General features: G+C 44.7%; 17 protein-coding genes. 9 read left to right on the forward strand and 8 right to left on the reverse strand.

Annotated elements, in window-relative coordinates; all coding sequences use genetic code 11:
• The first annotated feature begins 141 nt into the window (after positions 1-141).
• Positions 142-3516 carry a beta-galactosidase, LacZ type gene (lacZ, locus tag FEM55_RS22490; RefSeq protein ID WP_138283572.1) on the forward strand — a complete coding sequence of 1125 codons (3375 nt, stop codon included), beginning with the start codon at positions 142-144 and terminating at the stop codon, positions 3514-3516.
• Between the two features lie 45 nt (positions 3517-3561).
• Here the strand turns inward: lacZ and FEM55_RS22495 are convergent, their stop codons facing one another.
• Genes FEM55_RS22495 through FEM55_RS22515 form a run of 5 tightly spaced genes read right to left on the reverse strand, consistent with a single transcriptional unit; the run spans position 3562 to position 7603 of the window.
• Positions 3562-4110, reverse strand: a complete 549-nt coding sequence (locus FEM55_RS22495; protein ID WP_229209380.1) for a YceI family protein — start codon at positions 4108-4110, stop codon at positions 3562-3564.
• Positions 4111-4144: 34 nt separating this feature from the next.
• Positions 4145-5035: a DUF5777 family beta-barrel protein gene (locus tag FEM55_RS22500; RefSeq protein WP_138283574.1), complete on the reverse strand. Its 891-nt coding sequence runs from the start codon at positions 5033-5035 to the stop codon at positions 4145-4147.
• A gap of 13 nt (positions 5036-5048) precedes the next feature.
• Positions 5049-5549 carry a QcrA and Rieske domain-containing protein gene (locus FEM55_RS22505; protein ID WP_138283575.1) on the reverse strand — a complete coding sequence of 167 codons (501 nt, stop codon included), beginning with the start codon at positions 5547-5549 and terminating at the stop codon, positions 5049-5051.
• Between the two features lie 49 nt (positions 5550-5598).
• Positions 5599-7053 carry a porin family protein gene (locus FEM55_RS22510; protein WP_138283576.1) on the reverse strand — a complete coding sequence of 485 codons (1455 nt, stop codon included), beginning with the start codon at positions 7051-7053 and terminating at the stop codon, positions 5599-5601.
• Positions 7034-7603, reverse strand: a complete 570-nt coding sequence (locus tag FEM55_RS22515) for an RNA polymerase sigma factor (protein ID WP_138283577.1) — start codon at positions 7601-7603, stop codon at positions 7034-7036. Before FEM55_RS22515 ends, FEM55_RS22510 begins: the two co-directional genes overlap by 20 nt.
• A 192-nt stretch (positions 7604-7795) precedes the next feature.
• On the opposite strand from FEM55_RS22515, the gene FEM55_RS22520 reads away from it, so the two are divergent.
• The 7 genes from FEM55_RS22520 (at position 7796) to FEM55_RS22550 (ending at position 18923) form a co-directional block, all read left to right on the forward strand.
• On the forward strand, positions 7796-8860 hold the full coding sequence (locus FEM55_RS22520; RefSeq protein WP_138283578.1) for an acyltransferase family protein: 1065 nt from the start codon (positions 7796-7798) through the stop codon (positions 8858-8860).
• A 156-nt stretch (positions 8861-9016) separates the two neighbouring features.
• The gene (locus FEM55_RS22525; RefSeq protein WP_138283579.1) at positions 9017-10828 is read left to right on the forward strand and encodes an ABC transporter ATP-binding protein; all 1812 of its coding nucleotides are present in this window, start codon (positions 9017-9019) and stop codon (positions 10826-10828) included.
• A complete protein-coding gene (locus FEM55_RS22530; protein ID WP_138283580.1) occupies positions 10828-12645 on the forward strand; it encodes a MutS-related protein in 1818 nt (605 codons plus the stop codon). The genes FEM55_RS22525 and FEM55_RS22530 overlap by 1 nt, the downstream gene beginning before the upstream one ends.
• A gap of 159 nt (positions 12646-12804) precedes the next feature.
• Positions 12805-14121, forward strand: coding sequence for an RIP metalloprotease RseP (gene rseP, locus FEM55_RS22535; protein ID WP_138283581.1), 1317 nt, complete (start codon positions 12805-12807; stop codon positions 14119-14121).
• A gap of 43 nt (positions 14122-14164) precedes the next feature.
• Positions 14165-14641: a DUF6702 family protein gene (locus tag FEM55_RS22540; protein ID WP_138283582.1), complete on the forward strand. Its 477-nt coding sequence runs from the start codon at positions 14165-14167 to the stop codon at positions 14639-14641.
• A gap of 132 nt (positions 14642-14773) precedes the next feature.
• Complete coding sequence (gene lon / locus FEM55_RS22545) at positions 14774-17290, forward strand: endopeptidase La (protein WP_138283583.1); 2517 nt, start codon at positions 14774-14776, stop codon at positions 17288-17290.
• 121 nt (positions 17291-17411) lie between these two features.
• The gene (locus FEM55_RS22550; RefSeq protein ID WP_138283584.1) at positions 17412-18923 is read left to right on the forward strand and encodes a tagaturonate reductase; all 1512 of its coding nucleotides are present in this window, start codon (positions 17412-17414) and stop codon (positions 18921-18923) included.
• A 4-nt stretch (positions 18924-18927) separates the two neighbouring features.
• Here the strand turns inward: FEM55_RS22550 and FEM55_RS22555 are convergent, their stop codons facing one another.
• Positions 18928-19647 (reverse strand): DUF3784 domain-containing protein, encoded by a 720-nt coding sequence (locus tag FEM55_RS22555; RefSeq protein WP_138283585.1) that lies wholly within the window; start codon positions 19645-19647, stop codon positions 18928-18930.
• A gap of 220 nt (positions 19648-19867) precedes the next feature.
• Here FEM55_RS22555 and FEM55_RS22560 point away from each other — a divergent pair, with 220 nt between their 5' ends.
• The gene (locus FEM55_RS22560) at positions 19868-20344 is read left to right on the forward strand and encodes an RNA 2'-phosphotransferase (protein WP_229209381.1); all 477 of its coding nucleotides are present in this window, start codon (positions 19868-19870) and stop codon (positions 20342-20344) included.
• A gap of 113 nt (positions 20345-20457) precedes the next feature.
• Here FEM55_RS22560 and FEM55_RS22565 read toward each other — a convergent pair whose 3' ends face one another.
• Both FEM55_RS22565 and FEM55_RS22570 read right to left on the reverse strand, forming a co-directional pair.
• Positions 20458-21123 carry a bifunctional 4-hydroxy-2-oxoglutarate aldolase/2-dehydro-3-deoxy-phosphogluconate aldolase gene (locus FEM55_RS22565; protein ID WP_138283586.1) on the reverse strand — a complete coding sequence of 222 codons (666 nt, stop codon included), beginning with the start codon at positions 21121-21123 and terminating at the stop codon, positions 20458-20460.
• A gap of 45 nt (positions 21124-21168) precedes the next feature.
• Positions 21169-22164 (reverse strand): sugar kinase, encoded by a 996-nt coding sequence (locus FEM55_RS22570; protein ID WP_138283587.1) that lies wholly within the window; start codon positions 22162-22164, stop codon positions 21169-21171.
• Between the last annotated feature and the right edge of the window lie 123 nt (positions 22165-22287).

Here is a 22287-nt window from a genome sequence, read left to right on the forward strand (position 1 = left end):
ATATTCAATAAAACTTTATCCGGATATTCATTTCACAGCAGTTTATTTTTGAATATACATAATTTTAGCAAAAAAACGGCGCGTTCAGAACATCCGGATCAAGCCTGTGTTTGGTAAAAACCTGCTTTTAAATCATTTTATATGCATATATCTGTTCGCTGCGGACTTTTTTTTCTATTCTACTTTCTGGCTGGCAACCTGTTTTACGGGCATGCGCAGACTATACCGGAATGGCAGGACCCGCAGGTTATCAGCATCAATACCGAAAAGCCGCATGCTGATTTCATACCTTATGCAGATGAAAAAAGTGCACTTGCAGGTGATAAAAATACGCCGCTTGTACGCTCACTGAACGGACAGTGGAAATTCAAATGGGCTTCTCATCCTTCCAGAGCACTGCCGAATTTCTTCAATCCTGGCTTTTCGGATGGAAATTGGGAAACTATTCCTGTTCCGTCCAACTGGCAGGTTTTCGGGGCCAGGCAAGGACGCGCGTATGACCGGCCCATTTTCAGTAATATCAAATATCCGTTTAAAGCAAATCCACCAAGAATTGATGCCGATACCAATTCGGTAGGCATGTACAGGACTACTTTCAGTTTTTCGGATGATATCAAAAACAAGGAAGTTTTTCTGCATTTCGCAGGCGTGCAGTCAGCCTGCTATGTATGGCTGAACGGCGTTGCAATCGGGTATCATGAAGACAGCATGACGCCTTTCGAATTTGACATAACACAGGATGTAAAAACCGGAACAAACCATTTGGCTGTTCAGGTAATTAACTGGTCGGACGGAAGTTACCTTGAAGATCAGGATTTCTGGCGACTGTCGGGAATTTACCGGGATGTCAATCTGCTGATTTTACCCAAAGTAATCCTGACCGATTTTTCCGTCCGTACAAGCCTGGATGCAGATTATGAAAATGCGGCTTTAAAAATAAGTGCTTTTGTAAAAAATTACAGTAATGAAGAAATCCGCGCACATCAGGTTTTATTTACGCTTTATGATGCCGCAAAATCCATAGTTGCTACGCCTGTAAGCCAAATGGTCAGTACGCTGGCCCCGTTTAAGGAAGGAGCCGTAAGGCTGGAAATCCCTGTTCCGTCGCCAGCAAAATGGAATGCAGAAACGCCTTATTTATATACGCTTACGATTCAGCTGATGAATTCGGACGGAAAAGTGCTGGAAGCAGCCAGCCAGAAAGTCGGGTTCAGAGATGTGAAGGTAAAAGGCGGCCAGTTGCTTGTAAATGGAAAAGCGATCACGATCAAAGGCGTTAACCGGCATGAATTTGATCCGGAAACCGGGCGCGTGATCAGCCGTGAAACGATGCTGAAAGACATTATGCTTATGAAACAGCATAATATCAATGCCGTCCGGACTTCGCATTATCCCAATGTTTCCGAATGGTATAACCTTTGCGATCAGTACGGAATATATGTCATGGATGAAGCCAATATTGAAAGCCATGAACTATGGAGCAAAAACATTATTCTGGCCGATAATCCGCAATGGAAACCGGCCTTTATGGCCAGAGGAAACGCCATGGTCGAAAGGGATAAAAATCACCCTTCCGTAATTATCTGGTCGCTGGGAAATGAATCCGGCATGGGGCAGAACTTTGTGGATATGGCCGATTTTATCCATCTCGCCGATCCGACCAGACCAATTCACTATGAAGGCCGGAAAGATTACAAACCTACAACGCTGAGCAGCTTTGATATCGTTTCGGTTATGTATCCTTCTACGCAGGATATGATTGAGCTGGTCAGAAAAGATAAGTCGAGGCCACTTATTCTCTGTGAATATGCGCATGGAATGGGAAACAGCATCGGAAACCTTCAGCATTACTGGGATGTAATAGAAAGCAACCCTACCATGCAGGGCGGTTTCATTTGGGATTGGGTGGATCAGGGCTTGCGTCTGAAAAAGCCTGACGGCACTGTGTATTGGGATTACTTCAATTACATGGACGGCGCAAATGCCGGCGACGGACTCATTAACCCCGACCGGATTCCTCAGCCGGAGCTGAACGAGGTTAAAAAGGTTTATCAATACATAAAAATTGAAACGCCGGATACTCTGAAACCCGGCAGCAAACTGATAACGGTTCATAACCGATACGACTTTCAGACGCTCAGTAATTTTGAACTGGTCTGGACCTTGCAGGAAAACGGAAAAATTTTGGGTAAAGGCGGCACAATACCGGACCTTAACGTAATGGCTTCGCAGAAAAGGCAGATTTCCATACCTTACGAACTGCCCGCTAACCTGAAACCTAATGCCGAGTATTTTCTGACTATTTCTATCCAGTTAAAAGAAGCTGCTGCATGGGCGCCGAAAGGGTTTGAAGTGGCGTGGAACCAGATTCCCTTAGCCGTTCCGTCCTCGCCAGTTCCTGAACTTAGTCTCTATAATGAAAAGCCATTGCGGATTACGCAGTTGAATTCAGGGCGCGTGATGCTCAGCAACCAGGATTTTTCTGTAACCATTGATAAAAAAGCAGGCATGATTTCTTTTAAGAATAAAAAAGAAGAAATGCTTAAAGACGGGCTTCATGCCAGTTTCTGGCGGGTTCCGACAGATAATGATGAAGGCGGCGGTGCAAAAAGCTTGGCAGCCCAGTGGCGCGATGCCGGGCTGGATTCTCTTGAAAAAACGGCCGGTGAACTGCAAAGCCGAAAAATCAGCTCGCAGGCATATCAGGTTACGCAAAAGCAAACGCTTAAAGGCAAAAAAGGAGAAATCAAGACTCAAACCGTGTATACTGTTTTTACTTCCGGCGACATTCATATCCGGAATACATTTGTTCCGGACGGCGAATGGCCGGTTTTTGCCAAAGTAGGAATGCAGTTTGAAATGCCGGCTGCTTTCAATAAAATGCAATGGTATGGAAACGGCCCGCATGAAACCTATGCCGACCGCAAAACAAGCGGAAAAACAGGATTATACGCCGGAACAGTAGCCGAACAACATTTTCCGTACATCACACCGCAGGAAAACGGAAATAAAACGGATGTTCGCTGGGCTTCTGTTACCAATCAGGAAGCAACCGGACTGCTGATGATCAGCGATTCTGTTTTTAATTTCAATGTTCATGATTATTCGGACAAGGAATTGCTGGCAGCCAAAAAACGTGCTGCGACGCTCGTACGCGGTTCGGGCACTTACGTAAATCTTGATCTTGCGCAAATGGGACTTGGAGGCGATGACAGCTGGTCGCCAAGGGTTCACGAAGAATACTTGCTTCCGGCCAGAACGTATTCCTATTCTTTCCGACTGAAAGCGGTTGACAAAACTTCGGACATTGAGCAAATATTGGGATCAAAGCTGCCTTATACCGACGGAAATGCAATTTCAGAAGCAACTGGCAGCGGAACAGAACTGAACGAAGCCGATGATGAAACCGAAGCGGAAATCGCAGAACCCGTTAGAAAAGCAGTGGTAAAAAAAGCGCCGGTCCGTAAAAAAACAGTTAGCAACAGAAAACCTGCAAGAAAAAGGAGAAGAAGATAAATTTCACAGACTTGCCGTTCTGGAAAAGCCGGCAAGTCTGCATTATTATTTTTTATAAGGCGCCAGCACATACTGGCTTTTTACGCGGATAACCTGCGCGATTTTAACAAAGACAATTTCAGGAACATCAATTTTGTGATCCGCTACCGCAACATCAAAATCCGAACTTACTGTAATTTTCCCGCCTTCTATTTTCATCTTTCCTTTGATCGTCCTTTCCTTCGTCACGCCGTGAACGGTAAATTTTCCCGTAGCCGAAACATCATACTGACCGTCTTTGGAATAGTCCGGCGCATTGTCAACCTTGCCGCTAAACGTTGCCGTCGGGTACTTTTCCGATTCTATGTAATTTTCATTGAAATGTTCCTGCATCAGCTTGTTCGGAAAGACAAAATCCCTCATGTTCATACGGATTGCAAGTTCGTTATTGGCCGTGTTCAGGATGGCCTGCGACTTTTTGTTCTCCGCATTGATGTTTTCCAAAGGCGTTTCCGAAGAAAAACGCGTGTTGCCGGCAGTTGTCGCATACATTCCGGTTTGTGCAAATGCACGCCCGAAAGACAAAGCGGTACTGAGCACGGTTATGATAACCATGCGAAAAAAATGCAGTTTCATAGGTTGTTAATGGTCAGTTGGCTGCCTCTCTTTTACTCTTTTTGTCAAAGCTGAAAGTGCGGGAAATGTTGAACCCGTAGTGAATATCGCCTTTGCCCCAGCTTCCGGTCGTTTCTCCGATAAACTGCTTTTCGATCATGCCCAGCGAATTGGTAAAATGCAGCTGAAAGACATGGCCGCCGGTTTCAATATCCACGCCGAAAGACATGGAATCGTGGTATGGAGCCGTAACTGTATTTTTTTCGCGGGCCGTATAGAAATACTCCCCGTTCAGCGAAACGCGTTTGGAAAGCTTGTACCTTCCGCCGATACCCATGGCTAGCAGGATTTTCTCATCGCCTGCAATTTCCGGACGGTTGCGGTGCAGATAAGACGGCGAAAGCTGAAGAGAGAAACGTTCACCGAATTTGCGGGCAATAAGAACCTGTGCGGAATAATAGATTTTATCCTGAAATTCCAGTTCCCTGTTCACCGTAGCAATGCCCATACCGCCGAAAAGCGTTACCGATACCGGCATATTTCTTGCGCCGGTCGATTGCTGAAGCAGCTTGTGTTTACCAAAAAAGTCATAAACCTTTTGAGACGTGCTCCGGCCGACACCAACCATAAACCGGTCTGTAATCCCGTATTCAAACCCCATTCGCATCGTCGCCTGATCCAGCCCGAAAAGCTGGTAAGCGCCCGAATTCAGCCTTCCGAAACGGTGTGAAATACGGAAATCAAGATGGTTTTTTTTCATGGTTTCGACAGAATGGCCGTTTACAATCCTTGTGGACTTGAAAGTAGCCGTTACCGGAAATGATGCAAGACTATCCTGTTTGGACAGTTCTCCAAGCAAATCGTCCTGGGCGTAAAGAAGATTTGTGGAGCAAACAAAAGCAATTACCAGGCGGAGTAATTTCATGATAGAGGAGGATTTAAGCGGTAACAGTCAATGTATTTCCATCTGCAGACAGCGTTGTTTTGTAAGCTTTCAGCGGTGTTGTAGCAGGGTCTTTTTTTACGGCCCCGGTCAATGTAAATTCAGACGTGTGACTTGGGCAGTAAATATCATTCTGGTCTTTTCTGTACTGAACTTCGGCACCCTGATGCGTGCAGATTTTCGAAAGTGCTGCATAAGAACTTGCGTTTGAAAATGCCACCAGTACATCTCCGATGATTTTATAATTGCCGGCTGTTTTCAAAGAAGAATAAGATGTGTGTGTCAAATCAACCGTAAAATTGACAGCATTGCCGGTTGTTGTTCCTGAAAGTCCGGTTCCTGAGCCAGGTTCCGGCTCCAGCTGCGGATCTGTGCTGGAACCGCAGGCAGTCATTGTAGTTCCCAGACAATAAAATGCCATTAATGCGGAAGTGCTCAGGCCCAGGCTTTTAAGAAATTCCCCTCTTTTCATTCCTTCTTCTTTCGATGCTTTCATAGTGGTTTTGGTTGGCGAGTAAAAAATAGTTGGTTAGGTATGTTATGCATTATTTGAAAACGGGCGTGTAGCGAACAGAAATCCAGATTCCGGTTGTAAACAGATTGACTTTTCCATAACCCACCCTTTTGACAGGAATCCTTACATACGGCTCGGCAAGCATGGAAAGCTTTTTTGATAACCTGTACTCGTAACCTGCGGATGCATTGATATGGCTGAACAGAAACCATCCTGTTTTGCCTTTCCATCCGGAAGGGCCATAATCATGCGGTTTATAGTTATATACGTATTTCTCTTTCTGCATGTAATAGGAAGAAGAACCCGCACCGGCAAACCATCTTGATTTTTCATTCTGAGCTAGATCGTAACGAAAATTCAAAGGCACTTCAAATATGTTACAGGTTCCGTCTACATTGTCAGGATATACTTTCGGCGGATATTTGTACGGCCAAATGTATTCTCCGGCCTTTGCATTGTATTCCTTTACACTTCTTGTAATCCCAGTTTGCAAGAAAAGCTTGTTTAACAATGCGTACTCGATCATCAGTGAAACGGCTGAGCCGGGTTTTGAAAAATTCTTTAAACCAACTGAACTCAGATCCGGTGAATACCCGAAGCGTACCGCCCATTTTGCCAGATCCTGCTTTCCATCAGAAACCGGCGCAGGACGTACAGAATCTGTTTTTTCCGGAATAACAACGGCAATCGGATCCGGCTTTTTCCATGACAATCCTTTTGTACCCAGCTCTTTTACTGAAAAGGCCATTCTTGCTTCTTTATCGGCAAGTTCTGCTGTACGTTGGGCATCGGTTAAGTCGGTCTTATCACTTTTATCAGGAACCGGATTATTATTTTCCGCAACCGTATTTTCTGTAACCGTATTTGCATCTATTGTTGGCCTGCTTTTATTACCCGCTTGCAAGGCACGTGTTTTAGTCTTAGTTGCTTTACCTCCGTTTTTCAAAAAAGCCCCGTCGCCTCCTTTCCCTCTTGAGCGGTCAGGCTCTAAGTACACTCCGCCTGTCTTAGACCGGCGCCGGGGCAATGTTTTTAATTGATCTTTCGCTGCAATTTCAGAATTCACACTTTTTGATATCAACGGTTCGCTGCCCACTTCATCCCTTTCCTCCGTTCTGCTTTCTCCCTTTGTATCAATCCCGGAAATGCGTTCATCCTTTTCAACATCCCGGCTTCCTTTCTCCGTCCCGCTTCCTCCTTTCTTCCTTTCCTCCGTATTTCCTTTCGTCCCAAATTCCCGCACATGCACCGATTCATTTACCTCCGGTTTCCGGTTCAGAGAATAAATTATAATTCCAGCCGGGATCAGTACTGCAAGCAGTACAAACGGCCACCACTTCCGGAACCAGGCAGCCGGCGTTTTGCCGTCCTGCTTGTCCAGACGTTTTTTCAGGGTGATCCAGTCTGAAGGATCAAATTGCGGATCAAGCTCTTCGGATGACTTTCTGAAGAGCTTGTCCAGTTCGTCATCTGGCAACTCTGTCATAATTGTCAATGTTTATTCTGGATAACATTTCTCTGAGTTTTTCTCTTGCACGCGACAAGTTTGACTTGGACGCTCCAACCGAAATATTCAGTTGTTCTGCAATTTCTTCGTGTGTATAGCCGTCAATAACAGATAAACTAAAAACAAGCCGGTAAGAAGGCGTCAGTTTCTGGATCAGACCGATGAGTTCCTCGTGTGAAAGTTTACTGATCACCGTTTCATCTACGGAAACCTGATCTGCAGTTTCCACATCATCAAACACATTGTTGCGGACTTCATGCCTGTAATGGTCCAGCGCCGTATTGATCATGATCCTCGTCAGCCACGTTTTAAATGAACGGTTGGGATCAAAGCTTTCGAGCTTTGTAAAAACCTTCATAAATCCGTCGTTGAGAATTTCCTTCGCTTCTTCCCGGTTGCGTGTATAGCGCAGACAAATGCTCATAGCATAGCCATAAAACTGTTTATACAACAGCTCCTGACAACGACGGTTTCTCTGTAAACAGCCGTCGAGTAGTTCTTGAAGAACGGCGGAGGTATACTCGGGCATGCTATTCGCTTTTTTTGACTTATACGATCATTGCAAAGCAAGGGTTGCTTGACAGCAAAGAAAATTTAATAATTTTTTACAGAATTTATTCTAAATCAATTAAGAATAAATTTACCATAATTGAAGCCGGCATAATACATTTAAAGAATATGATCTTTAAATTGGCGACAGTTACATCACTTCCTGTTCCCGATGCATTCTGCTCCTCAGAAGCAAAGCTTTCACAGAATACCCGAACTTGATGCCTTGCGCGGACTTGCAGCGTTGAGTGTAGTGCTTTTTCATTTTTCCGGCAGTAACAAGAATTTGCTGGGCTGGGATTTCAGGTTTGGCGTTACCGGCGTTGATATTTTCTTTATGATCAGCGGATTTGTAATATTTCTTACCATTCAGAAAATCCATCGCTGGCAGGACTTTGCCGTTTTCCGGTTTGCAAGGTTATACCCTGCTTTCTGGTGCTGCATGCTTGTAACTGCGGTTTTCATGCTGGTTTACGAACCTGAAAACCTGAGCGTCACACAATTGCTTGCCAATGCAACGATGCTGCCGGCTTATTTTTCAGAGAAAGATCTGGACGGATCGTACTGGACCTTGCTGGTGGAAATAAATTTTTACCTCTGGATTCTTGCCGTTTATATGACCGGAACTTTAAAGCGCATTGAAGACATCGGTTTTGCTTTTATTATTCTGATCGTTGTATTTCACATTTTCTCGGAAAATGATACCAGCCTGCATCAAATTGTCGTCAGCAAAGTCCAGCTTGCAAATCACTTTCCGCTGTTTTATTCCGGCATTCTATTTTATCAGCTTTTTAAAGGTCAGAAGACAGTTAAAAACATTCTTTTGATGGTTTTCAGCTTATTGGCTTCTTTTTATCTGCACAGCAAAGGCGGCAAGTCCATGTATTATATTTCAGCTGTGGAGCACTGTTTTATGCTTGTTTTTTACCATGCTGTTTTCACCTTGTTTATTTACGGGAAGCTGCGTTTTCTGGATAAGATGCCGCTTATTCAGCTTGGGAAAATTTCCTATTGCCTTTACCTGATCCATCAATATGCCGGCTTGCAACTGATTGCAACTTTTACGGAAGTCCTGCATTTCAATATCTATACGGCCATCGTTCTGGCGCTTGGCCTTGCCGTTTTGCTTGCATATTTTGCAAATACCTTTGTTGAAATTCCTGCTAATGAGCTGATCCGGAACTGGTATAAAAACCGGCGCAGTGAAAGGCTGCATGCAAACAGGACCGTTGCATAACGGCATTTTCAGATTCCGGTAAATGCACTTTCATTCTCGGAGGATTTTCCGCCTTGTACCGCAGCATCACATACTTGATAATATTAGTTACTTTTGCTGCCTGATATGAAAAGCGAATAGCCCGCAAAACGGCTAAATGCACTATACTGATTTGTAATGGCTGACCGCAACGACAATACTGACCAACCTTCTCCTTTTGCTGTAAGGAAAATCAGCTGGCAAGGGCTTAAAACGACGCTGGACCTTTTCCGGTACTTGAAACCATACCGCGTTACTTTTTTCATCGGACTTGTTTTTCTGGCGCTTTCCACTGGTACTTCGCTGGCTTTCCCCAAACTTATCGGAAGCATTATTGAAGTCATTGAAGGAAAATCAAAATATACGATTAACCAGATTACGCTGTTCCTTTTTTTCATCCTGATTTGTCAGGCCATATTTTCCTACTTCCGCATTTATCTTTTCACCAAGGTAAGCGAGCTGGCCATGACCAATATCCGGTCCGATGTTTTTACCAAAATCATTACGCTGCCCATTGCATTCCTGGAACAGCGGCGGGTCGGTGAACTCACAAGCAGGATTACTTCGGACGTTTCGCAGCTGCAAGGTTTGTTATCTTTTACGCTTGCCGAGGTTTTCCGGCAGATTGCTACATTGGTTATCGGCATTTCCATTCTTTTTTACACTTCCTGGAAGCTGACGCTGTTTATGCTTGCCACTTTCCCGGTTCTGGTGATTGCATCCGTATTTTTCGGGCGGCATATGCGCAGGCTTTCCAGAAAAGCGCAGGACGAACTGGCCGCGGCAAATGTCGTGGTGGAAGAGACATTGCAGTCCGTTCATGTTGTAAAAGCATTCACCAATGAGCCGCTGGAAGTAAATCGTTACAAAACCATTTTGAAAAGAGTTGTAGACCTTTCACTTTATGCGGCCACTTTCCGCGGCGGGTTCGTTTCTTTTATCATTTTTGCGCTTTTTGGCGGGATCGTCGGTGTGATCTGGTATGGCGCAGGTTTGGTTCAGGCGGGCGAATTCGGGCTCTCAGACCTTTTTACATTTATCCTTTACACAACATTTATCGGCGCTTCCATCAGCGGAATGGGCGACTTGTATGCGCAGATCAACAAAACAATCGGTGCTTCGGAAAGAATTTTTGAAATCCTGGAAGAAACGCCGGAATTAACGCTGGAATCTGCAGAGAATGCTGTTGCAAGTCCGATTTCAGGACAAATCGTTTACAAGGACGTTCACTTTTCCTATCCTTCCAGAAAAGACCTTCCGGTTTTGAAAGGGATTTCACTTCAGATCAATGCAGGTGAAAAAATTGCGCTTGTCGGGTACAGCGGCGCAGGAAAATCAACGATTGTACAATTGCTGATGCGGTTTTATGATTATCAGTCCGGAGAAATCAGGATCGACGGAAAGTTGCTTCATACGTACGGACTTTCGGAATTGCGTAAAAACATTGCGATTGTTCCGCAGGAAGTAATGCTTTTTGGCGGCACGATTTACGAAAACATCGCTTACGGAAAGCCCGCTGCTTCCCGCGATGAAATTTATGACGCAGCAAAAAGAGCTTATGCGCTTGAATTCATTGATTCATTTCCTGAAAAATTTGAAACGATTGTCGGCGAGCGCGGTGTAAAACTGTCCGGAGGCCAGCGCCAGCGCATTGCCATTGCAAGGGCTATTCTGAAAAACCCGAAAATCCTGATACTCGACGAAGCTACCAGTTCGCTGGATGCAGAATCGGAAAAACTCGTTCAGATTGCGCTGGATGAACTGATGAAAAACCGTACAACCATTGTCATTGCACACCGGCTGGCCACAATCCGTAAAGTGGATATGATTTATGTAATCCGCGAAGGCCGTATTGCCGAATCGGGTTCGCATCAGGAACTGACGGTTCTGGACAACGGCCTTTATGCCAATCTTATTAAATTACAGTTTGAAAACGCTGAAACCAATTAATGGAAAACACTACGGAATCTGTTAAAACGGCTTCACAAAACTTTTTTGAAAACCAGCTTGTAAAAGCCCGTGCAGCGGAAGCGGAAGCACAGCGAAAGTTTAATTTTCTGGCCATCGCGAGGCTTGCTGTTTTTGCCGGAATGCTTGTTCTTGGCTGGTTATGGAATAAAAACGGCGGACTTTTGTGGATTTCAGGACTTTTCGCTCTGCTGATCGCCTTTCTGGTTCTGATGCGCTGTCAGCAGGCTGCGCGCCGGAACCGGGATTTTCATCGTAATCTTCAGACTGTTAATGAAGATGAGCTGGAAAGACTGCAGTTCCGATTCAAACGCACGGACACCGGCACTCCGTTTCAGGAAAAAGATCATGCATATTCCACCGATCTTGACATATTCGGCGAATATTCCCTTTACAAACTACTGAACCGCACCCGGACAGAAGAAGGCGCAAGAAGGCTTGCTTCCTGGCTTAAAAATCCTGCTTCTCCCGATGAAATACGATTGCGCCAGCAGGCTTCCGAAGAGTTCAAAAAAAATCCCGACGTTATCCAGTTATGGGAAGCAACGGCTTTACTGCACGAACATGCCGCCAAGCAGATCGGCTCATTTCGCTTATGGGCTTCCGACACGCTACCGGCAGAACTCGCTTCCACGTTACGGCTACGCTGGTGGCCGCTTGTTACTGTTTTCATTGCGGTTTTTGTGTTTGCCGGCCTTATTCCTTACTGGCCGCTTCTACTGAGCCTTGGCGTACATCTGGTTATTTTAAGAAGATTTCAGATGGTCATTCAGCAGATTACAGATAAAACTACGGCACTTGGGCAAACACTTACAGCTTATTCGGATTTGCTGGCCATTGCAGAATCTACTTCCTATAACTCACACTGGTGGCTTACCCGGAAAGCTCTGATACAGGGATCTTCGGCAGCACTGAAAAGTGTCGGCAGTCTTTTTGAAAAACTGGACTATAAAAACAACCCGTTCTTTTTCCTTTTTGCCGGAGTACCGACGCTCTGGGATTTGCACTGTCTGGCCGGACTTGAAAACTGGAAAAGAAGCAATCATACCAAACTGAACGACTGGCTGGATGTACTTGCGGATATAGAAGCCATGAACAGTCTTGGCGGACATGCATTTGCCAATCCGGATTACATTTTACCCGAAGTGGTGCAGGAAAACGAAGTTTTTATAAATGCTTTGTCCATGGGCCATCCGCTTATTCCTGCAAACAGAAGAATCAGCAACGATTTCAGTATGCGGGGAACTGGGCATACGATTCTGGTGACGGGCTCAAATATGTCGGGCAAAAGTACTTTCCTGAGAACAATCGGCCTGAATCTGGTGCTGGCACAAACGGGTGCTGCCGTAAGCGCGTCCGGATTCAGTTGTTCGCCCGTTCGGGTTTTCAGCAGCATGCGTACGCAGGATTCTCTTGAAGAAAGCACTTCCTCTTTTTACGCCGAGCTTAAAAGGTTAAAAAAGCTGCTGGATCTTGCCAATGAAAACAATGAAACGCCTGTTTTTTATCTTCTGGACGAAATTCTGAAAGGAACCAATTCGGTGGACCGGCACAAAGGCGCGGAAGCACTGATCCGGCAATTGCATGAAAAGAAATCCGCCGGACTGGTTTCCACGCATGATCTGGAACTCGGCGAATGGGGCGCTCATGAGAACTACGTTCATAATTTTCATTTTCGCTCCGACGTTGAGAACGGCAAGTTGAAATTCGATTACCAGCTTCATGAAGGAATATGCCGCAGTTTCAATGCTTCGGAACTTATGCGGATGATGGGAATTGAAATCGATTTGAATAAATAAATGGCCGTACAACAGCTCAAACGGGCATTTGTAAGGATATCGGCGGTTTTGCGTAACTTTACTCATTACATTTACGTTTTTAACTTTGAAAATTCAAGAAAGTTCATTTAGTAGTGCCGGGTATTTTTAAATAACAAACAACGATTATACAAGACCTGAATGGAAGTATTAATAATGGCGGGACAGCTCATACTGGGCTTGTCAATTTTGGTAGGATTGCACGAGTGGGGGCACATGGCTGCTGCGAAAATGTTCGGGATGAGAGTTGAAAAGTATTTCATTGGTTTTCCTCCTAAAATATTCAGTATTCAAAAAGGTGAAACGGAGTACGGAATCGGCGCGATTCCGCTTGGCGGCTTTGTCAAGATTTCAGGCATGATCGATGAATCCATGGATACAGAGGCCATGAACAAAGAACCTCAGCCCTGGGAATTCCGCTCCAAACCGGCCTGGCAGCGTCTGATCGTGATGCTCGGCGGAATTATCGTCAACGTAGTTGTCGGAATTTTTATCTTTATCGTCATTGCATATAATGAAGGTGATAAATTTCTTTCCAGTTCTGAAGTAAACAAATACGGTATTGTTGCAGGAAACCTTGCACAGGAAATCGGCCTTAAAACCGGCGATAAGATTGTCAAAGTAAATGGCAAACCGTTCTCTAATTTCAATGATGTTGTAAGTTCGGAAGTATTTCTGGGCAGCAACAGTTCTTATACCGTTAACCGTAATGGCAAAGAAGTTGAAATAGACATTCCCAATAACTTTATCGAGAAACTTTCTGATCCCGAGGAAAAAGGAAACTTCATCCGTCCGCTGGAACCTTTTAAAATCGGTGAACTGATTCCTGCTTCGCCGGCTGAAAAAGCAGGTCTGGAAACAGGCGATCAAGTAATTTCAATTAATGGGAAACCGGTTCATTTTTTCAATGAAATGCAGACCGAATTGCAGCAATTGAAAGGCAAGCAGGCTCAATTGGTTGTGCAGCGCGGAACGGCGCAGAAAACACTTGCCGTAGATGTTGCACCGGAAGGCACAATCGGTTTTTATCCGGAAAGTCTGCTGAACTATACAGCTGTTGAATATTCATTGGGCCAGGCCATTTCTGTGGGGACACAGGATGCTTTCGCTGTCGTTTACAACAACATCAAAGGGTTCGGTAAAATATTTCGGGGCGAAGTTTCTCCGTCCAAGGCATTAAGCGGACCGATCGGTATAGCCCGCATGTTCGGCGGCGTTTGGGACTGGAGCAGATTCTGGTATCTGACCGGCCTTCTTTCCATGGTACTGGCGTTTATGAACGCGTTGCCGATTCCTGCGCTGGACGGCGGACATGCCGTCATACTTTCTTACGAAATCATTTCGGGCCGCAAGCCATCTGACCGGTTCCTTGAAAATGCGCAGAAAGTCGGAATGGTTCTGTTACTTGGCCTTATGGCCTTTGCTATCTTCAACGATGTCTGGAAAGCTGTTTTTTAAAAATAGGAACCGTAGAAAGACGGAAGGGAGAACAAGTTTCTTATTGATTTTTCTTGCATTCTCTTCCATCATTCTGCTGACTTCCCTTGTTCACGATTATCATGTAAGCGTAACGCAGATGCAGTACAATCCGGCGGTGAAAGCATTTGAAGTAAGCATCCGGATTTTTACAGATGATCTTGAAAAAGGGCTGACCCTTGAAAATAACAACAAGCGTATAGTGATCAGAAATGACGATAAAAATGATCCTCTGGTTGAAAAATACATCCTTAAATCGTTTCTGATTACCGATAGCAGCAAAAAACCGCTGGCCATCAAGTACATCGGAAAAGAGCAGGAAGAAGATGCAACATGGGTTTATCTTGAAATTCCATTTCACAGTTCGCTCAGCGGTTATAAACTGCAAAACAGCACATTAATGGAAGTATTTGATGATCAGGTCAATATGACTAACCTTAAACTTGCTTCCGAAAAGAAGACATTCTTATTTAAAAAAGGGCAGACGGTGCATGCGCTTTGAAAGGATTTCTGCAGATTGAAAAGCTGACACAAAGGATTGTGGCATAGCTATTTTGTTTATATATTCCCTTTCTTTTGAAAGTCATTATTTATATATTGGGAAAAGATTATCTGTCATTTTGACAGAACGCCTATGAAATTTGAACCTTCTGACTTGTATAGTCGGCTGCTTATGTCCGATTCGGATATGGATAGCCTTGAAATTGTCCCTCTTGGTGGCCCTGATGGCTCCGACGAGCCTCTTGAACTCCCGAATGAACTTGCTATATTGCCGATCCGGCAAACAGTACTTTTCCCAGGAATGGTGATCCCGGTTACCGTTGTTCGCCAGAAAGCCATTCGGCTGGTTAAAAAAATATACAGAAATTCTGATATCAATCTTAGAATTCTCGGCGCTGTAACACAGGCTGTTCCCAATAAAGAAGACCCTACTGCGGAAGATCTTTATAACGTCGGAACAGTGGCGCAAATTCTGAAAATGATTACACTTCCGGACGGCAATGTGACCATAATCGTGCAGGGAAGACAGCGTTTTGAGATCAAGAACATCATCAGCGAAGAACCTTATCTTACCGCCGAAGTACGCTCGATAGAAGATTCCTTTACGGGTTCTACCAAAAAAGAGTCAAAGGCACTTCTGCAGTCTTTACGGGACGGCGCGCATAAAATCATGCGGCTGAACCCTGAAATTCCGCAGGAAGCAAGGATTGCACTTGATAATATTGAAAGCCCGATTTTTCTGATCCATTTTCTTTCTTCCAACATCAATGTGGAAGTGGCAGACAAACAGAAACTTCTGGAAGAAAGAGTCGGCCACAAGCAGGCAACTCTTCTGCTTGAATTCATGATGCGGGAAATTGAAATGCTGGAACTGAAAAGGGAAATCCAGACCAAAGCCAGTTCGGATATAGACCAGCAGCAACGCGACTATTTCCTGCGCCAGCAGATCAAAGTACTGCACGACGAACTTGGAATGGACAGTCCGGAGCGCGATCTGGATGAAATCCGCCTGAAAGCAAGCCAGAAAAAATGGACGGATGCCGTTCGCATGCATTTTGACAAGGAACTGAACAAACTTCAGCGGATCAATCCCATGGCGCCGGAATATCCGGTTACCATGAATTATCTGGAAACACTTGTCGATTTGCCGTGGGGGCAATATACCAAAGATAACTTTGACCTTGTGCGAGCGCAGAAAGTACTCGATGCAGACCATTTTGGCCTGGAAAAAGTAAAGGAGCGTATTATCGAATACCTGGCGGTACTGAAGCTGAAAGGCAACCTGAAAGCACCGATTCTTTGTTTGTACGGCCCTCCGGGCGTTGGGAAAACGTCGCTGGGGAAATCCATAGCAAAGGCACTGAACCGGGAATATATCCGTATGGCATTGGGCGGCGTGCATGATGAAGCTGAAATACGCGGTCACAGAAAAACGTACATCGGTGCCATGCCGGGCAAAATCATTCAGAATATCAAGAAAGCAGGTTCTGCAAATCCGGTGTTCATTCTGGATGAAATTGACAAAGTAAGCTCGGATTACCGTGGAGACCCTTCTTCGGCATTGCTGGAAGTACTTGATCCGGAGCAGAATGCTTCCTTTACGGACAACTATCTTGAAGTGGAATATGACCTTTCAAAGGTTCTTTTTGTAGCAACGGCCAACTCACTGGATACCATTCATCCTGCTTTACGCGACCGGATGGAAATCATTGAAATGACCGGATATACGATTGAAGAAAAGTTGCAAATTGCAAAACGGTATCTGGTTCCGAAGCAGCGCAAGGATCATGGACTGAAATCCAGCGACATAAAACTGGACGATACCGCGCTTTTACGCATTATTGAAGGCTACACGCGTGAATCCGGCGTGAGAAACCTGGAACAGAAAATCGGAACGGTTGTACGCAAGATTGCCAAGTCGGTGGCGATGGAGCAGGATTATCCCAAAACCGTAAAACCGGAACTGATCGAGAAATATCTGGGCGCTGAAATTTTTGACAAGGATCTTTATCAGGATAATGATTTTGCAGGCGTGGTTACGGGCCTGGCATGGACTTCGGTCGGAGGTGAAATTCTTTTTATTGAAACCAGTCTGAGCCGCGGAAAAGGAAACCTTACTTTATCCGGACAACTGGGTGATGTGATGAAGGAATCTGCCGTTGCCGCTTTGTCTTATCTTAAAGCCAATGCGGACCGTCTGGGAATTGATTACAGGATTTTCAATCACTACGATCTCCATGTGCATGTGCCGGCAGGCGCCGTTCCGAAAGACGGCCCTTCGGCGGGTGTAACGATGGTGACCTCCATGGCTTCTATTTTTACGCAGCGCCGTGTGAAACCGTACATTGCCATGACGGGTGAAATAACCCTGAGAGGAAAAGTGCTGCCGGTTGGCGGTGTAAAGGAAAAAATACTTGCGGCTCGTCGTGCGGGTGTCAGGGAAATTATCCTTTGCGTTAAAAACCGTAAAGATGTGGAGGAAGTGCCAGCAAATTATATCAAAGATCTTTCATTCCATTATGTAGATCAGATTGATGAAGTGCTGGGCATTGCGCTTTTACCCGAAAAAGTCAGAAATGCAACCAATTTCATTTTTCCAGATGAAAAGAAGGAGAAAGAAGAAAGCGGATTTGTTCCGCTGGGCGTCTGACCGGAGTGCTGGTAAATAAAGTTTTCGAATATATTAAGCAAAGGACGCCATCTGGCGTCTTTTTTGCTTAAGGGTTTTATTCTTTAATCTCGTCAGTAATTACAACCTATCATTTTTTCAAATGTCATTACCGCAGCTTTCACCCGAACTACTGGACCAGCGTCCTGAACTTTTGCCCGAACACCGGAAACTACTTGCATTGCCGGAAAAAATCATTCAGTTTGGAACCGGCGTTTTACTGCGCGGACTTCCCGATTATTTCGTCAACAAAGCTAATCAGCAAGGGATTTTCAATGGGCGGATCGTCGTTGTAAAATCAACAAATCAGGGCGGCACGGATGCATTTGAAACACAAAAAAGCCTTTTTTCACACGTCATACGAGGAATTGAAAGCGGTCGTAATGTAGATGAATTTATAATAAACAGTTCCATCAGCAGAACATTGGCGGCAAATGGCAACTGGGCGGAAATTCTGGAATGCGCAAAAAATCCGGAGCTGAAGATAGTTTTTTCAAATACTACGGAAGTCGGGATTCAGTTAACAGAAGATGATATTTTCGCTTTGCCGCCGGCATCTTTTCCCGGAAAACTGACAGCTTATTTATATGAACGCTACAAATTTTTTGCAGGCGCTCCGGATGCAGGAATGGTGATTGTTCCTACGGAACTGATTGTTGATAATGGCCTGAAACTACGCTCAATCGTTCTGGAACTTGCCAGAAGGCATCATCTGGAAGAAACATTTATTCAATGGCTGGAAAACCATAATCATTTCTGCAGTTCACTGGTTGACAGAATCGTTCCGGGCAAGCCTGATTCTGAAACAATCAATACCTTGTCGCAAAAACAGGATTTTACCGACGAACTGCAGATTGTTTCCGAAGTTTACCGTTTATGGGCCATTGAAGGCGATGCGCAGGTACGCTCGGTACTGAGTTTTGCAGATGCGGACGAAGGCATTATTATTGAACCGGATATTAATCTTTACCGTGAGCTGAAACTGCGTTTGCTGAACGGAACGCATACGCTTTCTTCGGGAATGAATTTTTTACACGGGCACGATACGGTAAGTGAAAGCATGACGGATCCGGAAACGTCTGCTTACGTCTCCAGCCTGATGCTGAACGAACTGGCGCCTGCAATCCCCTATGAACTGGATCTGAACCGCGCGCTGGAATTTGGAAATCAGGTGCTCGACAGGTTCAGAAATCCGTTTATCCGACATCAGCTTATTGATATTACGGTTCAGTATACGGCCAAAATGAAAATGCGCAATATTCCGACTTTACTTCATCATTACAAAAAATCCGAAAAGGCGCCGCAGCTTTTTGCCAAAGGGTTTGCCGCTTATCTCAAATTCATGAAGCCTGTCCTCCATAAAGAAGGCAGTTATTTTGGTGATCGTGACGGAAAGCTATATCTTATCCGCTGTGACTCGGCTCCTTATTTTGATGAAAAATGGAAGAATGCAGCTTCGCCGGTTGATCTTGCACAGCAGGTTTTAAGCGATACTTCGCTCTGGGATACGGATCTTACGTTACTGCCGGGATTTGCAGATGCGGTAAAAGAAAATATGACGGAAACCGTAGAAGAAATCAAAATAACCGGTTTTGATCAGGAAATGACCGAATAATGGATTACTCGCGTGTCCAGTACTTTATTCTCAGATACATTTCGGCGGAAGATACTTCATCCGAGCTGAAATAGATTTCCTCGGATTTTGTACGGATGAGTAAGTACGGACTTACCGTTTTATTGACAAACAGCTTGATATTGCGCCCGTCTGTAGTCCTGAAACTTCCTTTTGCATAATCTCCCGCTGCAAAACCGTTAGTCTTGATGGAAATTTTGGGAGTATCCTTAGCCAGATTCAATTCGGTAATCTGGCTTTTTTCTATTTTAAAGCCATACATACCTTGTATGACAAGATAGTCATCTGCAAGCTTGATTTCGCTGTTCCTGAAACTGGAAAAAAGCGTTGTTCCGGTTCCGATGGCAATCACAAGCAGGATTGCAATACCGACGTAAGTTCCTGCTTTCTGCCCTTTTGTACCGTGATAATAAACATTTCCGCGTGCAATCAGAAATGCATAAGCGATCAAAGGATACAGAATAATGAATGCACTTGCCCAGTTATGATTGAGGCGTGTCAGGATCAGAAATCCTGTTAAAAGTGAAATACCGAGAAACAGGTGAAATTTCTTGAAAAACCGGAGGTATGCAGCAACATCCATCTTTGCCCTGTCTGATTCGGACATGGTGTTGTAGCCGGACAAGATGTACTTTGCATTATTGACAGTAACGATACTGCCCAGTAAGATGAAGACCAGTGATAAAAAAATGGCGGTAACAAGCATTGACTTACAGCTTAAAATTCTGGATTCTGCAATCGGAACTTAAATTATAACCTACTGTTTCCAGCATAAAAGTTACATAATTTTCCGCTACCGCCACAAAAGATAGGCAAAAATCTGTTAGTTGAACTGGCAATATGGTTATATTTATAAAAATAGGCAATCATGATTATTCCGTTAAACATACCGGTACACGATTTTTTCGATGCAGTTATCAAATCCAATGCTTAGTGAAAGAGAGAATATCCGAATCAGCAAGTTCCTTAGCTTGATTCTTTGTCACAAACCAGAAGCGGCAGGGATAGAACTTGATGAAAATGGCTGGACGGATGTAAAGATATTGATCAAAAAGGTGAACAAGGCAAATCTGACTTTAAACCTTGAAATACTAAAACACATTGTTGAAACCAATTCAAAAAAGCGTTTTGCCTTCAATGAAACTTTTGACAGGATCAGAGCAAATCAGGGACATTCCATTAACGTTGATCTTGGTTATGAAGTCAAAAGCCCGCCGGAAGTTTTATTCCATGGAACAGCCGAGAAATTCAAAGCAAGTATTCTGCAAAAAGGTATTTTAAAGAGAGAAAGGCATCATGTCCATTTAAGCGCTGATATGGATACAGCTGTAAAAGTTGGCACAAGGCATGGAAAACCTTTTGTATTTGAAGTACTTGCAGGAAAAATGTTTTCAGACAAATAGAAATCGTATTTGTCTGAAAACGGAGTTTGGCTCACAGATCATGTTCCTGCAGAATACCTAAATATATTGCCTGAAAAGATATTCTGACCGTGAAATGAATAATTCGGCCAATATCAGTTACTGCTGCGGAATTCTTTTACCAATGCAATGCTTTCTGCAATTTTCTGCTCAATCCACGAATAGTTTGCTTCTGCAATAACGTCTTTCGGAAACAAATTGGAGCCAAGGCCCACGGCATACGCACCCGCTCCAAACCATTCACTGATGCTTTCACGCGTGGGCTGAACGCCGCCCGTAACCATGATCTTCACTTTCGGCATAGGTCCACGGATTGCTTTGATAAAAGCAGAACCCACCACATCGCCCGGAAAAAGCTTCACAACTACGGCACCTGCCTGCTGTGCATTGTAAATTTCAGTCAGTGTGGACACGCCCGGAATCCATGGGATATTGGCGACGGCACAGGCACGGCCAACTTCCGGGTTCAGGCAAGGTGTAACGATGAAATCAGCTCCGGCTTCAATGAACTTCTGTGCTGTTTCCACGTCATAAATCGTCCCGATTCCCATGGCAAGTCCCGGCAGGCTTTCTTTCGTGTAAGCGACCAGCTCAGTAAAAACATGATATGCATTGTCGCCGCGGTTTGTAAATTCAAACGCCCTTGCGCCGCCGCGGTAACTTGCATTGATTACTTCTTTGGCAATTTCAATGTCAGCATGATAAAACAGCGGCAAAATCCCGACTTCATTCAAAAGTATCAATATGGTATCCTTGTCCATGCGCTTGTCTTCTGGTTAATTTCTTGTTTATAAGTACATTCCCGATTACCGCCGGATTCTGCCGGAAGTTTCGCCTTGTCGGATTGCTTCCACTTCCGCAACGGTCGAGATCAGCGCGTCGCCTTCTATCGTATGTTTCAAGGCAGAAGCCGCTACGCCGAATTCCAGTGCTTTCTGCTGATCATCAAAGGAAATAAGGCCATGAATAAGACCGGCAATAAAAGCATCGCCGCCTCCTACCCTGTCGATAATCGGATTGATTTCAATGTCCGAGGTTTCAAGCAGTTCGGTTCCGCTCCACATGTAAGCCCGCAAAAGGTTGTGTGAAGCACTTAAAGACGTTCTTTTTGTGTCTACAACCATACTTACCTGCGGATAAGCCTTTTGTAAATTGACGCTGGATTCTGTAAAATCGTTTCCTCCAATGCCGAATATCTCTTTTATATTTTCACTGTTTGCGATCACAATATCTGTTCCGGCAGTCAGTTCAGGCAGAATTTCAGAGGGATTTTTGCCGTATTTCCATAAATTGGCGCGGTAAAAAATATCACCTGAAACCGTTATTCCGTACTTTCTGGCTGCTTTGATACCGTCCAGAAGCGCGTCGGCAGCTCCTTGCGACAATGCAGGCGTGATGCCGGCCCAGTGAAACCATTTGGCATCCTTCAGAATAGAATCCCAGTCAATTTCCTTCGGATCGATTTCGGCCAGTGAAGAATTGGCGCGGTCGTATACAATCTGGCTTCCGCGCATGGCAGCGCCGGTTTCCAGAAAATAAACCGCCATTCTGGGGCCTCCGTAAATGATGTGCGAAACGTCAACACCATGAAAATGAAGATACTGTGCTGCCGCCCGGCCAATCGGAGAATCCGGAAAACGCGTAACATGCGCCGTATGATGCCCCCAGTAAGCGAGAGCCGTGGAAACATTTGCTTCACCTCCGGCATAAGTAACATTAAGCTGGCGTGCTTGCTCGAAGCGGGAAAAACCAGGGGTGGAAAGCCGCATTAGGACTTCTCCAAAAGAAACGATCTGAGCCATATCCTGAGCTGTTGGCCGGGCAGATTAGAAATTTAACCCGTAACCTGAAAAATTGAATAATTGTAAAAGTAAACGTTTTATACCAAAAATAGCCCTCATTATTCATCAGGGCTATTTTTATGT

The sequence above is a fragment of the Dyadobacter sediminis genome (genome assembly GCF_005860765.1).
GTDB classification, from domain to species: Bacteria; Bacteroidota; Bacteroidia; order Cytophagales; family Spirosomataceae; genus Dyadobacter; species Dyadobacter sediminis.